14 protein-coding genes and 1 pseudogene are annotated in these 16,060 nt (G+C 69.8%); 8 read left to right on the forward strand and 7 right to left on the reverse strand.

Annotation, left to right across the window (positions count from 1 at the left end; genetic code table 11):
• Positions 1 to 32: 32 nt before the first annotated feature.
• Complete coding sequence (locus VAE46_RS01345; RefSeq protein ID WP_322795107.1) at positions 33 to 1,706, reverse strand: ABC transporter substrate-binding protein; 1,674 nt, start codon at positions 1,704 to 1,706, stop codon at positions 33 to 35.
• Positions 1,703 to 2,632, reverse strand: coding sequence for a cation diffusion facilitator family transporter (locus tag VAE46_RS01350; RefSeq protein ID WP_322795108.1), 930 nt, complete (start codon positions 2,630 to 2,632; stop codon positions 1,703 to 1,705). Before VAE46_RS01350 ends, VAE46_RS01345 begins: the two co-directional genes overlap by 4 nt.
• A gap of 185 nt (positions 2,633 to 2,817) precedes the next feature.
• On the opposite strand from VAE46_RS01350, the gene VAE46_RS01355 reads away from it, so the two are divergent.
• The 7 genes from VAE46_RS01355 to VAE46_RS01385 all read left to right on the forward strand — a co-directional run bounded on the left by VAE46_RS01355 (position 2,818) and on the right by VAE46_RS01385 (position 10,414).
• Complete coding sequence (locus tag VAE46_RS01355) at positions 2,818 to 3,030, forward strand: helix-turn-helix transcriptional regulator (protein ID WP_322795109.1); 213 nt, start codon at positions 2,818 to 2,820, stop codon at positions 3,028 to 3,030.
• Positions 3,031 to 3,076: 46 nt separating this feature from the next.
• On the forward strand, positions 3,077 to 3,613 hold the full coding sequence (locus tag VAE46_RS01360; RefSeq protein WP_322795110.1) for a hypothetical protein: 537 nt from the start codon (positions 3,077 to 3,079) through the stop codon (positions 3,611 to 3,613).
• A gap of 26 nt (positions 3,614 to 3,639) precedes the next feature.
• Positions 3,640 to 4,245, forward strand: coding sequence for a hypothetical protein (locus VAE46_RS01365; RefSeq protein WP_322795111.1), 606 nt, complete (start codon positions 3,640 to 3,642; stop codon positions 4,243 to 4,245).
• Positions 4,246 to 4,252: 7 nt separating this feature from the next.
• Positions 4,253 to 5,038: a hypothetical protein gene (locus VAE46_RS01370; protein WP_322795112.1), complete on the forward strand. Its 786-nt coding sequence runs from the start codon at positions 4,253 to 4,255 to the stop codon at positions 5,036 to 5,038.
• Between the two features lie 218 nt (positions 5,039 to 5,256).
• Entirely contained in the window at positions 5,257 to 8,643 is a 3,387-nt protein-coding gene (gene mfd / locus VAE46_RS01375) for a transcription-repair coupling factor (protein ID WP_322795113.1), read from the forward strand.
• Between the two features lie 105 nt (positions 8,644 to 8,748).
• Entirely contained in the window at positions 8,749 to 9,189 is a 441-nt protein-coding gene (locus tag VAE46_RS01380; protein WP_322795114.1) for a Zn-ribbon domain-containing OB-fold protein, read from the forward strand.
• A 28-nt stretch (positions 9,190 to 9,217) separates the two neighbouring features.
• Entirely contained in the window at positions 9,218 to 10,414 is a 1,197-nt protein-coding gene (locus tag VAE46_RS01385; RefSeq protein ID WP_322795115.1) for a thiolase C-terminal domain-containing protein, read from the forward strand.
• An 85-nt stretch (positions 10,415 to 10,499) separates the two neighbouring features.
• On the opposite strand, the gene VAE46_RS01390 is transcribed toward VAE46_RS01385, so the two are convergent.
• The gene (locus tag VAE46_RS01390; RefSeq protein ID WP_322795116.1) at positions 10,500 to 11,567 is read right to left on the reverse strand and encodes an AI-2E family transporter; all 1,068 of its coding nucleotides are present in this window, start codon (positions 11,565 to 11,567) and stop codon (positions 10,500 to 10,502) included.
• Between the two features lie 86 nt (positions 11,568 to 11,653).
• Between VAE46_RS01390 and VAE46_RS01395 the strand changes: the two genes are divergently transcribed.
• Positions 11,654 to 12,202, forward strand: a complete 549-nt coding sequence (locus VAE46_RS01395; protein ID WP_322795117.1) for a DinB family protein — start codon at positions 11,654 to 11,656, stop codon at positions 12,200 to 12,202.
• 68 nt (positions 12,203 to 12,270) lie between these two features.
• Here the strand turns inward: VAE46_RS01395 and ilvN are convergent, their stop codons facing one another.
• From ilvN to VAE46_RS01415, 4 genes and pseudogenes are all read right to left on the reverse strand, one after another.
• On the reverse strand, positions 12,271 to 12,885 hold the full coding sequence (gene ilvN / locus VAE46_RS01400; RefSeq protein ID WP_322795118.1) for an acetolactate synthase small subunit: 615 nt from the start codon (positions 12,883 to 12,885) through the stop codon (positions 12,271 to 12,273).
• A complete protein-coding gene (gene ilvB, locus VAE46_RS01405; protein ID WP_416223924.1) occupies positions 12,882 to 14,573 on the reverse strand; it encodes a biosynthetic-type acetolactate synthase large subunit in 1,692 nt (563 codons plus the stop codon). Before ilvB ends, ilvN begins: the two co-directional genes overlap by 4 nt.
• Before the next feature lie 186 nt (positions 14,574 to 14,759).
• The gene (locus VAE46_RS01410; protein WP_322795120.1) at positions 14,760 to 15,788 is read right to left on the reverse strand and encodes an SIS domain-containing protein; all 1,029 of its coding nucleotides are present in this window, start codon (positions 15,786 to 15,788) and stop codon (positions 14,760 to 14,762) included.
• Positions 15,785 to 16,060, reverse strand: a pseudogene (locus tag VAE46_RS01415) (phosphoglucomutase/phosphomannomutase family protein); the annotation flags it as partial. The gene VAE46_RS01410 and the pseudogene VAE46_RS01415, both read right to left, overlap by 4 nt.

Genomic DNA, 16,060 nt, shown 5'->3' on the forward strand with positions numbered 1-16,060 from the left:
GGGGCCTGTTGAGGGACACCCGGTGCACCGGATCAGGGGAGCCGGTAGCGCAGGATGTCGCGGCGGCCATCCCAAAATGGCGAAGGCGGGGGCCCGTGGTGGCCGGGGCGCCGGAAAAGTTCGAACTGCTGGTGCACCCAGGGGATGACGCCGCGAAAGGCGTCGGCGGCGATGCTTCGCTGGAGGTCACGGAGAGGCGGGGAGTCTGCGGGGTCGGCGGCGAGGAGGGCTGCGCGTTCGGACGGTGAGAGGGTGTTCCCGTAAAGCTGCAGCAGGGCTTCCCGGGGGGCGGGAGAGGGCAGCTGAGGACCCCAGCCAAACCAGAAGGCTGCGTTGCCGTTGCCGTAGTACCCCTCGAGGACGCGGCGGCTGATAGTGACGTAGCTTTCGACGGCCGGGCGGAACTGGGGACCGAGGATGTCGTTGAGGCGTCCGATGACGATGGCGCTGGCGGCATAGCGCGGGTCGAAGATGGCGGGGAGGTCGATCGTGATGGTGCCGAGCGCGGGGCCGCCGGCGGCAAGCCAGCGCTGCCGGGCATCGCGGGCGTCGGCGGCGGGGTCGGGGTGGTAGCCGGGGAGGGGGGCGAGGTCGGCTTCGGACGGCGCGGCGGCATACAGCGGGGGAAGCGGGCCGGCAGGGAGCGCGCGTCCGCCGAAGAGCGCGTCGGCGAGCCAGCCACGATTGAGGGCGCCCGAGATCGCCCGGAGCAATTCCGGGTTGTTCCACGGCGGCGCGTCGATGGCGAAGGAGGAGATGACCGACTCGCGGGCCGGGCGGGCGAACTCCTGCGCGGCCAACGTGCGGGCGACGGCCGCATCGCGGCGGTCGATGGCGGTGAACTCGTCGACTTCGCCGGCCTCGAAGCGGGCGAGGTCATCGCCGGGGCCGGTGAGGATGAGGCGATCGAGCAGGGGCGGGCGGTTGCCGCCGGTCCAGGTGGTCAGCTCGATGCGGCCGGGTTCGATCGCAGCCGGCGACCAGGGGCCGGAGCCCACGACAAGCGCGGGGTCGAGGGGGTCGGGGGCGGACTGCATGGCCTCGGCGAGCTCCGGGGCCTGGACAAGGGCGAACTCCGCGGCCAGGGCGGCAGCCAGCAGCGGCTCGGGGCGGGAAAGGCGAAGCCGTACGGTATCGGCGGCGGGGACTTCGACGCGGTCGATGGCGAGGAGCGGGGCGGTGCGCTGGGCGAGCGGGAGCCCGCCGGCACGGGAAAGCACCAGGGCGCGTCGGAGGTGCTGCGCGACATCGTCCGCGGTCACCGGGCGGGCATCGAGCGGCGGGAGGCGGTGCCAGCGGGCGCGGGGGGCGATGTGGAGCAGGAGCGTGAGGGCGTCGGGGGATTCGCGGGCGGCAGCGAGGTCGCCCTCGAGGAGGTCATCGGCGGGGCCCGACCACTGGAGGAGGCGGGAGTGGGTGCGCCCGAGCAGTTCGACCACGGGCGGAGCACCGGACCGCAGGGCATCGAAGGTATCGAACGACAGCAGGGCGGGAAGGGCGATGGTCGTCGTGCCGCCGCGGGGCGGCTGCGGTGACGGCGAGGGGGTCGAGCCAGCGGGGACCGGCGATGGCCCTGCAGCAGGGGACGGAGCGGGCTGCCCGGGCGGCGGCGAGTCCCGTCGGCGGGCGAGGAGGCCGGCAGCGGCTGCTCCTGCCGCAGCGAGCCCCCCGCCGAGGAGCAGCGCCCGGCGGGAGAGGCGGTTCATCGCGATGCTGGCTGGTGGGCGTGGTCGGGCGTGAGGAGCCCGGCATCGGGGCTGGTGCAGCACTCGATGGCGAGGTGGAGGGCCGGCGTCTCGGGCTGGAGGGTGACGTGGCCGATCCCGAAACGTTCGCGGAAGAGGGTGGCGAGGTCGGTGAGGACGTGCTCGGTGCAGCCGGCGTCGTTCAGTTCGACGTGGGCGCTGAGGGCGGGGAAGGACGGGGCGATGCTCCAGACATGGACATCGTGGAGGCCGGAGACGCCGCGGACTTCGCTGGCGGCGGCGGCAATTTCGCGCGGGTCGAGGCCGGGCGGGGCGCTCTCCATGAGGATGCCGGCGACCTGCCGGAGGAGGTCGATTGCGCGCGGGACGACGAGCGCCGCAATGAGGATGGCGGCGAGGGCATCGAGCGCGGGCGGTGCGCCGAGGAGGATTGCGAGGGCGGAGGCGATGACAAGGACCGAGCCGAGGGCATCGGCGAAGGCTTCGAGCAGGGCGCCGCGGACGTTCAGGCTGTGGTGACTGTGACCGTGGAGGATGTTGATGACGACGATGTTGATGGCGAGGCCGAGGAGGCCGGTGACGAGGACGGAGACGGCTTCGATTTCGTGGTCGCCGCCCAGGCGCTGGAACGATTCGAAGAGGATGAACCCGGCGATGGTGAAGAGGAGGGCGACGTGGACTGGCACGGCGAGCACTTCGACGCGGGCGTAGCCGAAGGTTCGGCGGGCATCGGGCGGGCGGGCGGCGATGGTTGCGGCAAGGTAGGCGAAGCCGAGGCCGAGGGAGTCGGTGAGCATGTGGCCCGCATCGGAGACGAGGGCGATGGAGCCCGCGGCGAGGCCGACCGCGGCCTGGACGGCGGTGAACCAAAGGGTGAGGGCCAGACCAAGGAGGAGGGCGCGGCGGTGCGCTACGCGGGCGCTCACGGGGACATGGTACACATGGGTGCCGGCTGTGCGGGAGCCGGCTCTGACAGAGCTTCCTGAAGTCGCCGCCAGGGCGGCGCCGGCGACGTCGGAAACCGTTGAAACGTCTTGCTGGATTGGACTATGGTGCGAGCGCGTTGGTAGTCGCGTCCTCCCCCTGGAGCGGGACGGAGAAGGAGGAGCCCATGGCAATGCACGGCCTGACCAGGCGTGAACGCGAGGTACTGCGGCTTCTTGCCTTGCAGCTGAGCAACGATGAGATCGCCGAAGCCCTGGGCATCAGCCGGCGCACGGTCGAAACGCACGTGGCGCACCTGGTCACGAAGCTGGGCGTGGCGAACCGGAGGGAGGCCGGCAGGCTGGCGTTGGGATTGCTGGCCGAGCGCAAAAATCAGTAGTGGCTACGGATGTGGAGGAGCCTTCGCTGGTCCTAGCCTGACGGTCGTGGGAGCGTTCCGCTTCGGACTCGGACGGTTCTCCAGCATGACGGTGCGTGCCCGATACGGTTGCCCGGCAATTGCCGGCGAGACGCCGGGCCTTACCAGCGGGAGCCACCGGGGCTACACCACGACCGCAGTCTTCATCGTCGACGGCTTCCCGGTGGCGGCGAGCTGGAACTTCACGTCTCAAACTACGTTTTACGCGTATCCGCAGAACCCGACGACCCTGATCAACTCGCATGCTCACCGCGTCTGGACCTCGGCATGGTGGCCCGACGGAACGTGGACGATGGCACAGAGCACCTACACACTCGACGGTGCGAGCGGGCCTCTCAGGACCTACCTGGTGATGGGTTTTGATTACTCCAGCGGCGACTTTGATCGGTGGACGAGCACCTGGGGCCTCAATACATGGACACTGCTGACAGCCATCGAAAGGACATCGGCGGGTCTCTATGCAGCCGGAGGGGCCGGAGGCGGCTGTAACCACACGCGCAACGAGTGCAAGAAACTTACACCCACGGGGGCGGTTGGGTGCTAGCGAGGCTCATGTCACACCATCGCGCCGTGAAACTCACCGGGTTCATGATGATCCTCGGCCTCCTGGCTGGCATTGCCTGGCCGGGCGCGGCGTCACCAGGCGGCGCCGAAACCGCGACACGTGAGGCGGCAGATCGGCTGCGGGAGCTCCGGGATGGCGGAACTCCGGACCAGGACGCCGTGGTCGCCACCGTCAACGGCGAGCCCATCACCGGTGGGGCCCTCGAGGTTCACGTCGCTACTGCCGACCTCATTGGCGTGGGCACGAAGTCCCGTGGGGAACTCCTGAACGACCTCATCGACGACACGCTCCTGGCGCAGGCGGCGGTCGCGGCCGGAGTGCGGGTGGAGGAGTGGGAGGTCGACGCGGCGATCCGCAGCGGAATCCTGGACCCTCTCAACAGTCCGGAGACCCCGCCTGACATCGTGGAGCTGGTGAATGCGGCACTGGAGGCACGTGGTGCGTCGGCTGCGACCGCTCTGAACGACCAGCGGGTCCGGGCAGCGTACCGCGGTCTTGTCCTTCGCGGACGCTACCTTCAGGAGCTGCAGAAGTCGCGCGAGGAGGTGCTGGCCGATCTCCGGCGACAGGCCAGCATCGTCTTGCTCGCATCGCCCGGTGAGCGCCAGTAGGGCCGCGATGGACCGAATGGCGCAGGGGGTGATTGCCTCGATTGGGAAGCGACCGGGCGCGCGGGTAGTGAGGGCCGCCGTGCTGCTGGGCGTGGCGGCCCTGGCATGGGCCGGCTTCGTCGGGTGCGCGAGCGGCGGGGAGGACCAGCGCCCGCCGACGCCCATCGCGTGGGTGACTCCGCCACCGCCGGCGACCCTGGAGGGTCTCGAGAAATTCTCGCCGGAGTGCGACGCGGCGATGATCCGCGCGGCGCGGGGCGAGGCGGAGCTCTCGGGGACCCTGGCCAGCTGCGGCACCCTGTGGGAGTGGCTGGGTGCGGCGAGGCGCTACTCGGCTGCGCTGCCCCGCGACCAGGATGGTCAATCCTTCCTGGTCGACCTCTGCTTTCGCGCGCCCACGGAGCTCTTCTTGAGGTCGGGGCCGTGCCTGCAGACCGTTGGAGGTCGAACCGGGCCGCTGGCCATCTACGGCGGTCGGAACGACGGCGATGCACTCCTGATCGGGACGCTGGTACTCCAGGGCCAGTGCCTGTTCATCATTGACCCTGTGGGCGAATCGCCCGCGCCGTCCGGGCGGCCGGTGCTGCTTGCCTTCAGCATCGGCACGGGCTGGGACGCCAAGAACCAGGCCGTGACATACGAGGGGGGCGAGCTGCGCGTGGGAGAGGTCGTGCAGGTCCACGGTTCGGCGGCCAGGAAGGACGCTGCCGGGAGCGAGTGGCTGGTTCCCCCTCATCCCACATGCGAGAGCGACGTCATCTGGTACGTGGGAAGCGCGCCGCAATCGAGGTGACGCGAACGCTGGGGAACGGCGCGAGGCAGGCGACCGACAGACGCCGGCTAGTGGCGACTCATGGCGTGAGGAGATGCCCCCGGAGGCTGTAGATTGGACGAGGCGGCAGCTGCCGCCGAGGGTTCGCGCTGGCTGGTGAGCTCGCGGGCGTTGCGGCCGCGATCGCCGAAGAGCTGGCCCACCTGCTGCGCAGGCGGGAGGGCGGAGCACGCCTTGCGGTGCCCGAAAGCGCCCGGGCGGCCATCGCCGCAGCGGTGTCCGAGCAGAACACCGGCCCGGTCCTGGTGGTTGCACCGACCCCTTCGTCAGCGCAGGCGCTGGCGGACGACCTCGCGGTCCTCAGTTCGCGGCCGGTGCTGCGCCTGCCCGAGCGGGAGACGCTGCCCTACGAGTTCGTTCGCGACGACCCCTCGGCCGGGGTGGAAAAGGCACGGGCGCTGCGGGCACTGAGCGGCGACGGGCGCGAGCTGGTGGTCGCTTCGTGGCCGGCGCTGGCTGACCACGTAGCGCCGCCGGCGCCGGAGGCGGAAGATCTGCGGCTCGAGGTCGGGGGGGCGATGTCGCCGTCAGCGCTGCTGGCCTGGCTCGAGGGCGCCGGGTACGCGATGGAGACGCTGGCCGACGCGCCCGGCACGGCGGCGCGGCACGGGGGCCTGGTCGACATCTTCCCGGCGGGGTTCGAACGGCCGGTCCGGGTCGAGTTCTTCGGGGACGCCATCGAGAGCATCCGGGCGGTCGACCTGGCGACCCAGCGGAGCGCCGGCCGGCTGCAGGAGGTGCTGATCCCGCCGGTTTCGACGGCACGGGAGGGGCTGCGCGCTGCGGCTGCGGCGCTGGCCGAGCGACTGGAAGCCACCGGCGAGGGCGCCGAGGCGGTCATCGAGGCGCTGCAGGCGATCGCGGCGGGCGGGCGGAGCGATTTCAGCCAGTTCTTCGAGCGGCTGCTGGCGGAAGGGAGCGCGCTCGACCACCGTGGCCAGGGCACCGCCGTGGTGGTGTTCGACCCGGTGGAGGGCAGGCAGGCGCTCGAGCAGGCGCTGGAGTACGACGCGCGGACGAGGGCAGAGCTGGAGGCGCGCGGGGCGATCCCGCGCGGGCTGCCGGCCCTGCGCCGGGATGCCGCGGAGCTGGCGGCCAGGCTGGAGGCGTGTGCGGACCTGGTGCTGCTCCGGTTCGGAGGGGAAGAGCTGGCGGGCTCGACGCTGCCGGTCTCCGCGGCGCCGGGATTTGGAGGGCGGTTGCGGGTCGTGGCGGGGCAGGCGGCGGCGTGGCAGCGGGAGGGACGGAGGGTGGTGATCGCCTCGGTGCAGGCGCTGCGGCTGGCTGAGGTGCTGGAGGAAGAAGGCGTGCGCTGCCGGGCGGCGCGTGCGCTCGAGACGGTGCCGGAGAGCGGGACGGTGACGCTGGTCCCGGCGGCGATCTCGGGCGGGGTGGTGACGGAGGCGGGGACCGTGCTGCTGACGGACGCGGAGGTGTTCGGCTTCCGCAAGCGGCGGCGGCCGGTTCGAACGCGCCATGGCGTGCGGTCGGAGCTGGTTGCGGGGCTGGAGGTCGGCGATTATGTCGTCCATGCCGACCACGGCATCGCGCGCTATGGCGGACTGGTTCGGCGCAGGGTCGGCGACGTGGAGCGGGAGTACCTCGAGCTGCAGTACGCCGAGGGCGACCGGCTGTACGTGCCGGCGGACCAGCTCGAGTCGGTCAGCCGGTACATCGGGCCGACGGACCACCCGCCTGCGCTGACGCGCCTCGGCACGCAGGACTGGGCCCGTTCGAAGCGGCGGGTGAAGCAGGCCGTGCTGGCGATGGCGCACGACCTGCTGGAGCTGTACGCGCGGCGGCAGCTGGCACAGGGGCACGCGTTCAAGGAGGACACGCCATGGCAGATGGAGATGGAGGCGTCGTTCCCGTTCGTGGAGACGCAGGACCAGCTGGCGGCGATTGCTGAGGTGAAGGCGGATATGGAGCGGCCTCGCCCCATGGACCGGCTGGTCTGCGGGGATGTGGGCTACGGGAAGACGGAGGTCGCCGTCCGGGCGGCGTTCAAGGCGGTGATGGACGGCAAGCAGGTGGCGGTGCTCGTGCCGACGACGGTGCTGGCGGAGCAGCACGGCGCGACGTTTCGGGAGCGGGTCGCCGGCTTCCCGGTGCGGGTGGAGGTGCTGTCGCGATTTCGCAGCGCGGAAGAGCAGCGCGAGATCCTGAAGGGGCTGGCCGAGGGGGAGGTGGATATCGTCATCGGGACACACCGGCTGCTGCAGAAGGACGTGGCGTTCCGTGACCTCGGGCTGGTGATTATCGATGAAGAGCAGCGGTTCGGGGTGAGCCACAAGGAGCGGCTGCGGCAGATGCGCGCGGAGGTCGACACACTGACGCTCTCGGCGACGCCGATCCCGCGCACGCTGCAGATGTCGCTGGTGGGCATTCGCGACATGAGCACGATCATGACGCCGCCGGAGGAGCGCCAGCCGATTCGCACCTACGTGATGCCGTGGGACGACGAAATCTTGCGGGAGGCGATCGAGCGGGAGCTGCAGCGGGGCGGGCAGGTGTATTTCGTGCACAACCGGGTGCAGAACATCGAGCGCATCGCCCGCCGGGTACAGGAGCTGGTGCCGGAGGCGCGCATCGCCATCGGGCACGGGCAGATGCCAGAGGAGCAGCTCGAGCGGGTGATGCTGGAGTTCCAGTCCGGGGAGCACGACGTGCTGGTGTGCACGACGATCATCGAGAGCGGGCTGGATATCCCGAGCGCGAACACCATCATCATCAATGAAGCGAACCGGCTGGGGCTGGCGCAGCTCTACCAGCTGCGCGGCCGGGTGGGGCGCTCGGCGAACCGCGCCTACGCCTACCTGCTGTACGACCGTGACCGGGTGATGAGCGAGGCGGCGCAGAAACGCCTCGAGGCGATCTTCGAGGCGAACGAGCTGGGGGCCGGCTTCCAGGTGGCGCTGCGCGACCTCGAGATCCGCGGTGCGGGCAACGTGCTGGGGACGGAGCAGAGCGGGCACATCGCCGAGGTGGGGTTCGAGCTGTACACGAAGCTGGTGGCCGAGGCGGTGGCAGCGCTGAAGCAGGGCATGGGCGAGGCGCCGCCGCGGGAGGTGGAGCCGGTGCTGCCGGCGCCGAAGATCGACCTGCCGCTGAGCGCGCACATCCCGGAGAGCTACATGGAGGATGTGCACGTGCGGCTGAACGCCTACGAGCGCGTTGGGCGGCTGCAGCGCCCGGAGGAGGTGGCGGAGATGCAGGCAGAGCTGCGCGACCGGTTCGGGCCGCTGCCGCCGACGGTGGAAAACCTGCTGTACGTGGCGCTGGTGCGAAACCTGGCCCGGCGGGCGAATGTCGAAGCGATTGATACTGACGACGAGATGTTCCACCTGTATGTGCGCGGGGGTACCACGGAGGAGCTGCGCAAGCGCGTGCGGCAGCTGGGGCTGCGCGGGGTGCTGCCGGGACCGCGACAGGTGCGCATCGACCGGGTGAGCGCGGGCGAGGGATGGATGACGCTGCTGGTGCGGGTGCTGCGGGCGATGGCGCCGCCGGCGAGGCCGGGGGATTCGACAGGAGCCGGGGATTCAGAAATGGGCGAAGTTCGTTGACAGCGTTTTGCGGGGGGCGAACAATACGGTGCGGCGCTGCCCTTGCCCCGGGGCTGTGCCGTTGCGAGCGGGATTCCCGGGCAGCACGAAGAAGGAGGTCCAGGATTGGCAGAAGCGACAGCAACGCAGGGCGAAGTACGCCCACTGGTGCCGCACCTGACGCTCGGTGAAACGCGCGACCAGGATTACCTGAACGGCTCGGTCTGCAAGAACTGCGGGACGAAGTACGTAGGGCCGCGGCTGTTCTGCGGGAAGTGCAGCAGCGCTGGCCCGTTCGAGACGGTTCGGCTGGCGAGCACCGGCACGGTGCACGTGTGGACGATCATTCACCAGGCGACGCCGTACGTGCAGGCGCCGTACATCGCGGCGGTGGTGGACCTGGATGGCGGCGGAAGCGTGAACACGAACATCGTGGGCATCGAGCCGAAGCCGGAGAACATGAAGTTCGGCATGCGGGTGAAGATGTTCACCGAGAAGGTCTCGGAAGACCGGGAAGGCAACTCGTACATCGCCTACCGGTTCACGCCGATCGAAGAGGGCAAGTAGGCCCGGGCGCGCGAAGGAGGTTGAGAAGATGCGCGAAGTAGCAATTGTCGGCATTGCGATGATCAAGTTCGGCCGCTATGCGGACCGGGACTTTGCCCAGCTTTCGGCGCAGGCGGTGCTCGAGGCGCTGAAGGACGCGGGCATGGAGATGAAGCAGATCGAGGCGCTGTACAGCGGCAACCTGTACCAGACCTCGGGCTCGGGCCAGCGGATCCTGCAGCAGGTCGGCCAGACCGGCATCCCGGTGGTGAACGTGGCGAACGCCTGCGCGACCGGTTCGACGGCGTTCCGGGAGGCGTACTTCGCGGTGGCCTCCGGCGCGTACGACGTGGTGATGGCGGTCGGCTCGGAGCAGATGGGCAAGCAGGGCCTGCTCGGCTCGCGGGGCGACCCGGCGACCAGCCTCGAGGGGCGCGTCGGTTCGTACATGATGCCGGCGGTCTTCGGCATGGCCGGCATGGAGCACGCCCGCAAGTACGGGACGAAGCAGGAGCACTTCGCGCTGGCGAGCGTGAAGAACCACTGGCACAGCACGATGAACCCGCTGGCGCAGTACCAGAAGGAATCGCCGCTGGATGAAGTGCTGAACTCGCGCATGATCGCCTACCCGAACACGCTGCTGATGTGCTGCCCGACGGGCGACGGCGCGGCGGCGGCGATCCTGACCTCGATGGACAAGGCGCGGCAGTTCACGACCCAGCCGATCAAGGTCGCGGCCAGCGTGCTGACGAGCGACCCGTTCACGGACCGCGACCTGACGCTGCCGGACATCAACACGCTGACCCGCAACGCCGCGAAGCTGGCCTACGAGCAGGCGGGCGTCGGGCCGGAGGACCTCGACCAGGTCGAGCTGCATGACTGCTTCGCGACGGCGGAGCTCCTGCACTACGAGAACCTCGGCCTCTGCGGCGACGGCGAGGCCGCGATGCACGTGGCCAGCGGCGCGCCGTGGCTCGGCAACAAGATCCCGACCAAGTACGAGGAGGACGTCGCGCCGTTCCGCGACAAGACCTACCAGCCGAAGACGAAGGCGGTGGTCAACGCCTCGGGCGGCCTGCTCTCGAAGGGGCACCCGCTCGGTGCGACGGGCGTGGCGAACATCGCCGAGATCGTCTTCCACCTGCGCGGCCAGGCCGGCCAGCGGCAGGTCGAAGGCTCGAAGGTGGGCCTGGCGCACGTCATCGGCCTGTGCTCGGCCTGCACGATCCACATCCTGCAGAAATAACACCGCCGGACGCGGATAGCCGCACGCGCGGGGCCCCTCATCCGGGGGGCCCCGCTTTTGGTATCACCCCGGGGTCAGGACGGCGTCAGGGAACTGCGGGCGGGTCGTCGGGAGCGAAGACCTCTTCGGCGGGGAGCTGCTGGCCGGCGCCGTTTTCCCGCCGTTCGAGGTAGTAATCGAGGACGACACGGCCAGCTGCCGCTGCGGGCAGGGCGAGGAGCACGCCGACGATGCCCATCAGCTCGGCGCCGGCGAGGACGGCGAGGAGGACGACGAGCGAGGGGAGGTTGAGGGTCTGACCGTACACGCGGGGCACGAGGAAGCGGTCTTCGAACTGCTGGTAAATGAGCAGGGCAACGAGGACGACGATCGCCTGGGTCGGCGATTCCTGGAAGGCGGCGACGGTGGCGGGGACCACCGCGATGATGGCGCCAACGAGGGGGATGATATCGGCGAAGGCCGCCAGCACGCCGAAGGCGACTGCATTGGGGACGTCGGTGACCAGCAGGACGACCATGGTGTAGATGCCGATGATCAGCGAGGTGATGAGCTGTCCGCGGACGTAGCCGCCGACGACGCGTTCGAGGGCGCGGAGGAAGTGCTCGGCATCGGGTTTCCGTTCGGCGGGGATGAAGCGAAAGAGGAAGCGGCGGAGGCGCGGGGATTCGACGAGCAGGTAGGCCGTGAGGACGGCGATGGTGATGCCGGTGACGAAGCCGACAATCACGCGCTGGCCGTAGTCGACCACCTGGCTGCCGCTGATCAGGCGGTTCCAGTCGATATCGGCGGCACGCTCGGGGAGGTCCCAGTCTTCTGTATTGAAGCCGAGGTCGGAGGCGAAGGTTTCGACGTCAGCAGCGTAATCGGGGAGGTTGCTGCGCAGGTCCTGGAATTCGGACACGACGGCCGGGGCGACGATGGCGACCATGCTCCCGAGCACCAGGACGATGCCTGCGAGCATGAGGAGGACGGCCACGACGCGGTTGATGCCGCGCCGGACCATCCAGTCGACGTAGGGAAGGAGGGCGGCCATGAAGATGAAGGAGGTGACGACGATGAGGACGAGCGGCCAGAGGCGGGCAGCAAACCAGATGCCGACGACGGCCGCGATGGCGATGAGCAGGCCGCGGGCGGAGATTTCGAGCTTGATCATGGGGTTCGTGGCGAGATGGGGTGTAGGGTAGGATGGCCCGGCGCGGGGAACAAGGCGCACATGTTCACGAAGGCAGGGGGTGTTCCATGGTGTACCGCTCGGTGGAGGCGTTCCTGGGGTATTTCGAGGGGGTTAACCGGCGGGCGATGCGCGATATCGGCGCCCTGCCGCCGGAAGCGGACGGGTGGAGGCCGGCGACGGGCGAGGGTGAGCGGGCGTGGAGCATCAACAAGCTGGTGGGGCACATGTGCGGGTCGCGGCTGTACTTTGCCAGCGCGTACCTGGGCCGGGGCTGGATCAGCCCGGAGCCGCCGGACGTGAGCCGGCGCGAGCTGTGGGTGCCGGCACTGCGGGAGAGCTTCGAGCGGTTCGCCGAGTTGCTGCGCGGGACTCCGGACGAGTGGCTGGAACGGCGCATCCCGATGATTGACAGCGACGGGACGCTCTCGGGCGGGCGGATCCTGGCGATGATGGTGGAGCATGATATCCATCACCGGAGCCAGATCGACACGTACGCGGGCCTCAACGGCTGGGAGGTGCCGCAGATCTACAACCGGGCGGCGGAGGAGATTGGCGCGCTGCAGGCGCAGGAGCGGGCGAAGCACGGGCTCGAGGGGGAAGGGCACGCCCTCTAGTGCCGCAGAACAAGGGACGGGGCTCCCTGCGCGGGAGCCCCGTTCGAGCTGAGCCGGCGGCGGACAGGTCAGTCGCTGCTGAAGGGAAGCTCGCCCTCGACGCGGCGGCCCTGCGTCTGGTGGAAGCGGGCGATGCGCTCAGGTTCGGGCTCGTGGACGGTGGTGGTCTTCGTGCCGCGGACCATGGCGATGCGCCCGGTGCGCGAGAGTTCGCGGATGCCGTAGGGCTCGCACATCTTGATCAGGCCGTCGATCTTGTCCTCGTCGCCGACGACCTGGAGGATGATGGAGTTGGTGGCGATATCGACGATATCGGCGCGGAAGACGGCGGCGATATCGAGGAGCTCGTGGCGGTTGAGGTTGTTGCAGCGGACCTTAATCATGGCCAGTTCGCGGGCGACGATATCCTCCTGGCTGAGGTCGCTGACTTTGATGACGTCGATGAGCTTGTAGAGCTGCTTTTCGACCTGCTCGACGGGGGCGCTATCGCCGTCCACGACGATGGTCATGCGGCTGAGGCCGGGCATTTCGGAGTGGCCGACGGTGAGCGACTCGATGTTGAAGCCGCGCCGCCGGAAGAGGCTGGCGACGCGCATGAGCACGCCGGGCTTGTCCTCGACGATGGCGACGACGGTGTGATGGTTGGCGCGTTTGCGGTGGTGGCCGTTGACGGAAGGGTTCACCGGGCAAGCTCCTCGGCGGGGGCTTCGATGGTTTCGGAGAGGGCGGCGCCGGCGGGCACCATCGGCCAGACGTTTTCCTCCTGGTCGATCTGGAAGTCGATCAGGATGGGGCCGCGGTGGGCGCGGGCTTCGCGGATGGCGGGCTGGACTTCGGCCTTGGTCTCGACGCGGATGGCGCGGATGCCGTAGGCGTCGGCGATCTTGCAGAAGTCGGGCTGGGTCATCGCCACGGCGACGAAGTTGCGGTCGTAGAAGAGCTGCTGCCACTGGCGGACCATGCCGAGGTAGCCGTTGTTGAAGATGGCGATCTTGAGCGGCAGGTTCTCATCGACGACGACGGCGAGCTCCTGCATGGTCATCTGGAAGCCGCCGTCGCCGCAGATTGCCCAGACTTCGGCTTCGGGGAGGGCAACCTGCGCACCGATGGCGCCGGGGAGTTCGAAGCCCATGGTGCCGAGGCCGCCGGAGGAGATGAGCTGGCGGGGGCGCTTGTAGAAGTAGTGCTGGCCGGCCCACATCTGGTGCTGGCCGACGCCGGTGACGATGGTGGCGTTGCCCTCGGTTTCTTCGTAGAGGGTGCGCATGACGTACTGGGGGAGCATGCGCCGGCTTTCCCGGATGTGGAGCGAGGGGTGCTCCTCGCGGACCTGGTCGATCCAGTTCAGCCACTCGGTGTGGCGCGCCTCTTTGACCAGTTCGGTGAGGCGCGGGAGGACGTTCTTGGCGCTGCCGACGATCGGGACGGCGGTGGGGAAGTTCTTGCCGATCTCGGCGGGGTCGATATCGATGTGGATGATTTTGACGCCCGGGTTGAAGTCCTTGAAGCGGCCCATGGCGCGGTCGTCGAAGCGCATGCCGACGCCGATGACGAGGTCGGCATTGTCGGCGGCCATGTTGGCGTAGAACATGCCGTGCATGCCGAGCCAGCCGTAGGAGAGGCGGTGCGCTTCGGGGAAGCCGCCGATGCCGAGGAAGGTGGTGATGACGGGGATCTCGGCCTTTTCGGCAAGGGCGACCAGTTCCTCCTGGGCGTCGGACCAGATGATGCCGTGGCCGGCGATGATGATCGGCCGGCGGGACTGGTCGATGAGCTCGGCTGCGCGGCGGATCATGCCGGCGTGGCCCTCGTAGGTGGGGCGATAGCCGCGGAGGTGGACCTGCTCGGGCCATTCGAACTCGGCGGCTTCCTGGAAGACGTCCTTGGGGATATCCACGAGGACGGGGCCGGGACGGCCAGTGCGGCAGATGTGGGAGGCCTCACGGATGGTGAGGGGGACCTCCTCGGGCCGCATTACGAGGTAGTTGTGCTTGGTGATGGAGTGGGTGATGCCGGTGATGTCAGCTTCCTGGAAGCCATCCTTGCCGAGGAGGGTGCGGCTGACGTTCCCGGTGAGGGCGAAGACGGGGACGGAGTCCATCCAGGCGGTGCAGATGCCGGTGACGAGGTTGGTGGCGCCGGGGCCGCTGGTTCCAAGGCAAACGCCCATGCGACCGCTGGCGCGGGCGTAGCCATCGGCCATGTGGGCCGCGCCCTGCTCGTGGCGGACGAGGATGTGACGGATGCCGGGATACTGGGGAAGGGTGTCGTAGAGGGGGAGGACGACGCCTCCGGGGTAGCCGAAGATGACTTCGACTCCTTCGCGCTGGAGGGACTCCAGCACCATTTGTGCGCCGGTCATGCGCGCCATAGACGGGTCCTTTCGCGGGACGAACCTGTGGGCCGGCGGTTCCCGGTCGGGACGCCGGCTGCCTGCCGCGCCATTCGGTCGCGGCTGCCCGGGCGGGCTCTGGCGGGAGGGGTGGCTGGTCGGCCGATTGCCCTCCGTTCGTTTCCGCAGGGTTTCAGGTTACGTCGCGCGGGCGCGTTGGGGAAGTCACTGGCGGGCGCCGATGCGGCTGCGCAGGTCATCGATCTCGGGGATCGGGGTCGGGTCCACGCCGCGCGCGATGGCGAGATGCCAGGAGAGGGCATCGACCAGTGCGAGCGCGGCGACGGCCTGCTGGAGCGGGGTAGCCCCGGGGACTTCCAGGCGCTCAATTGGGATGCCGCGCGCTGCGCAGAGGGCCGCGACGGCCTCGAAGTAGGGCGCGGCGGGGTCTGCCTCGGCTTCGAGGGTGAGCACGGTCCAAGAGGAGCCGGTGCCGGGCTGGAAGGCCGCGATGAGGTTGTGGGCGGCCTCGGGGAGCACCGCAGAGGCGGCGAGCAGCTTGCTGTTCTCCGCGAGCTGATTGCGGCCACGCTCGGCAGCCGGGGCGAGGTGGCCGGCTGCGAGGAGCAGGGGCACGGCGCCGGCGAGGCGCGCTGCGAGGGCGGCGCAGGGGCTCCCGGGGACCGGTGCGCAGGGGCCGGCGGTCAGCTCTTCATGGAGGGAGGCTGCGGTGTGCACGTCGGCGCTGGTGATGGGTGCGAGCCCGAGGCGCTCGGTGAGGCGGAGGAGGGGGGCGAGGGTGTGCGCGATGGCCGCCCGGGGCGGTGGGGGGTAGTCGAAGGTGTGGACGGGGATGCCGTCCTCGGCGCAGCGCCGGGCGAGTGCCCCGCCGCGGGTGATGGCGAGGATGGGGGCGTCGCGGCGCCAGGCGTCGTCGTAGAGGGCGAGCGTTTCCGGGGTGTTGCCCGAGCAGGAGACGACGACCACAAGGGTGGTTTCGCCGACGAAGTTGGGCAGTTCGCGGCCGCGGGCGACGACCATGGGGATTTCGCTGGTGGGCGCGGCGAGGGCGGCGACGATATCCGCGGCGGCAGCGGACCCGCCGGTGGCGGCGACGACCACGGCGGAAGGCGCACGCCGGACCGGGGGCCGCAGGTCGTGGGACTGTGCCCAGGCGAGGCGGAGCTGCTCGCCGAAGCCGGCGATGTGCTGCCACATGCCGGAGGGGTCGGCGGCGGGCGGCGGTTCGCTCACGGCTGGACCCCGGCGATGGCGGCCGCGGCATCGAGGACCGGGGTCACGAGGGCCTCGTCGGTCACCTCGGTGTAGATGCGCAGGAGCGGCTCGGTGCCCGAGAGGCGGAAGAGGAGCCAGCCGCCATCGAAGTGGAAGCGCCAGCCGTCGGTGCGGTCGGAGCCGGTGACTGGCCGGCCGGCGAGCTGGGCGGGGGCGGCTGCATCGAGGCGCTGGCGGATGTGCTGGCTGGCCCCGGGTGCGAGGTCGTAGTCGCGGCGGGCGTAGGCGTG

Source organism: Tepidiforma sp. (assembly GCF_034433535.1).
Taxonomy (GTDB): Bacteria; Chloroflexota; Dehalococcoidia; order Tepidiformales; family Tepidiformaceae; genus Tepidiforma.

What these genes read in the sequence shown, in the direction of transcription:
- VAE46_RS01345 (WP_322795107.1), bottom strand. Translation starts at nt 1,706, where the DNA reads ATGAACCGCCTCTCCCGCCGGGCGCTGCTCCTCGGCGGGGGGCTCGCT.
- VAE46_RS01355 (WP_322795109.1), top strand. Translation starts at nt 2,818, where the DNA reads ATGGCAATGCACGGCCTGACCAGGCGTGAACGCGAGGTACTGCGGCTT.
- VAE46_RS01370 (WP_322795112.1), top strand. Translation starts at nt 4,253, where the DNA reads ATGGACCGAATGGCGCAGGGGGTGATTGCCTCGATTGGGAAGCGACCG.
- VAE46_RS01385 (WP_322795115.1), top strand. Translation starts at nt 9,218, where the DNA reads ATGCGCGAAGTAGCAATTGTCGGCATTGCGATGATCAAGTTCGGCCGC.
- VAE46_RS01390 (WP_322795116.1), bottom strand. Translation starts at nt 11,567, where the DNA reads ATGATCAAGCTCGAAATCTCCGCCCGCGGCCTGCTCATCGCCATCGCG.
- VAE46_RS01395 (WP_322795117.1), top strand. Translation starts at nt 11,654, where the DNA reads ATGGTGTACCGCTCGGTGGAGGCGTTCCTGGGGTATTTCGAGGGGGTT.
- ilvB (WP_416223924.1), bottom strand. Translation starts at nt 14,573, where the DNA reads ATGGCGCGCATGACCGGCGCACAAATGGTGCTGGAGTCCCTCCAGCGC.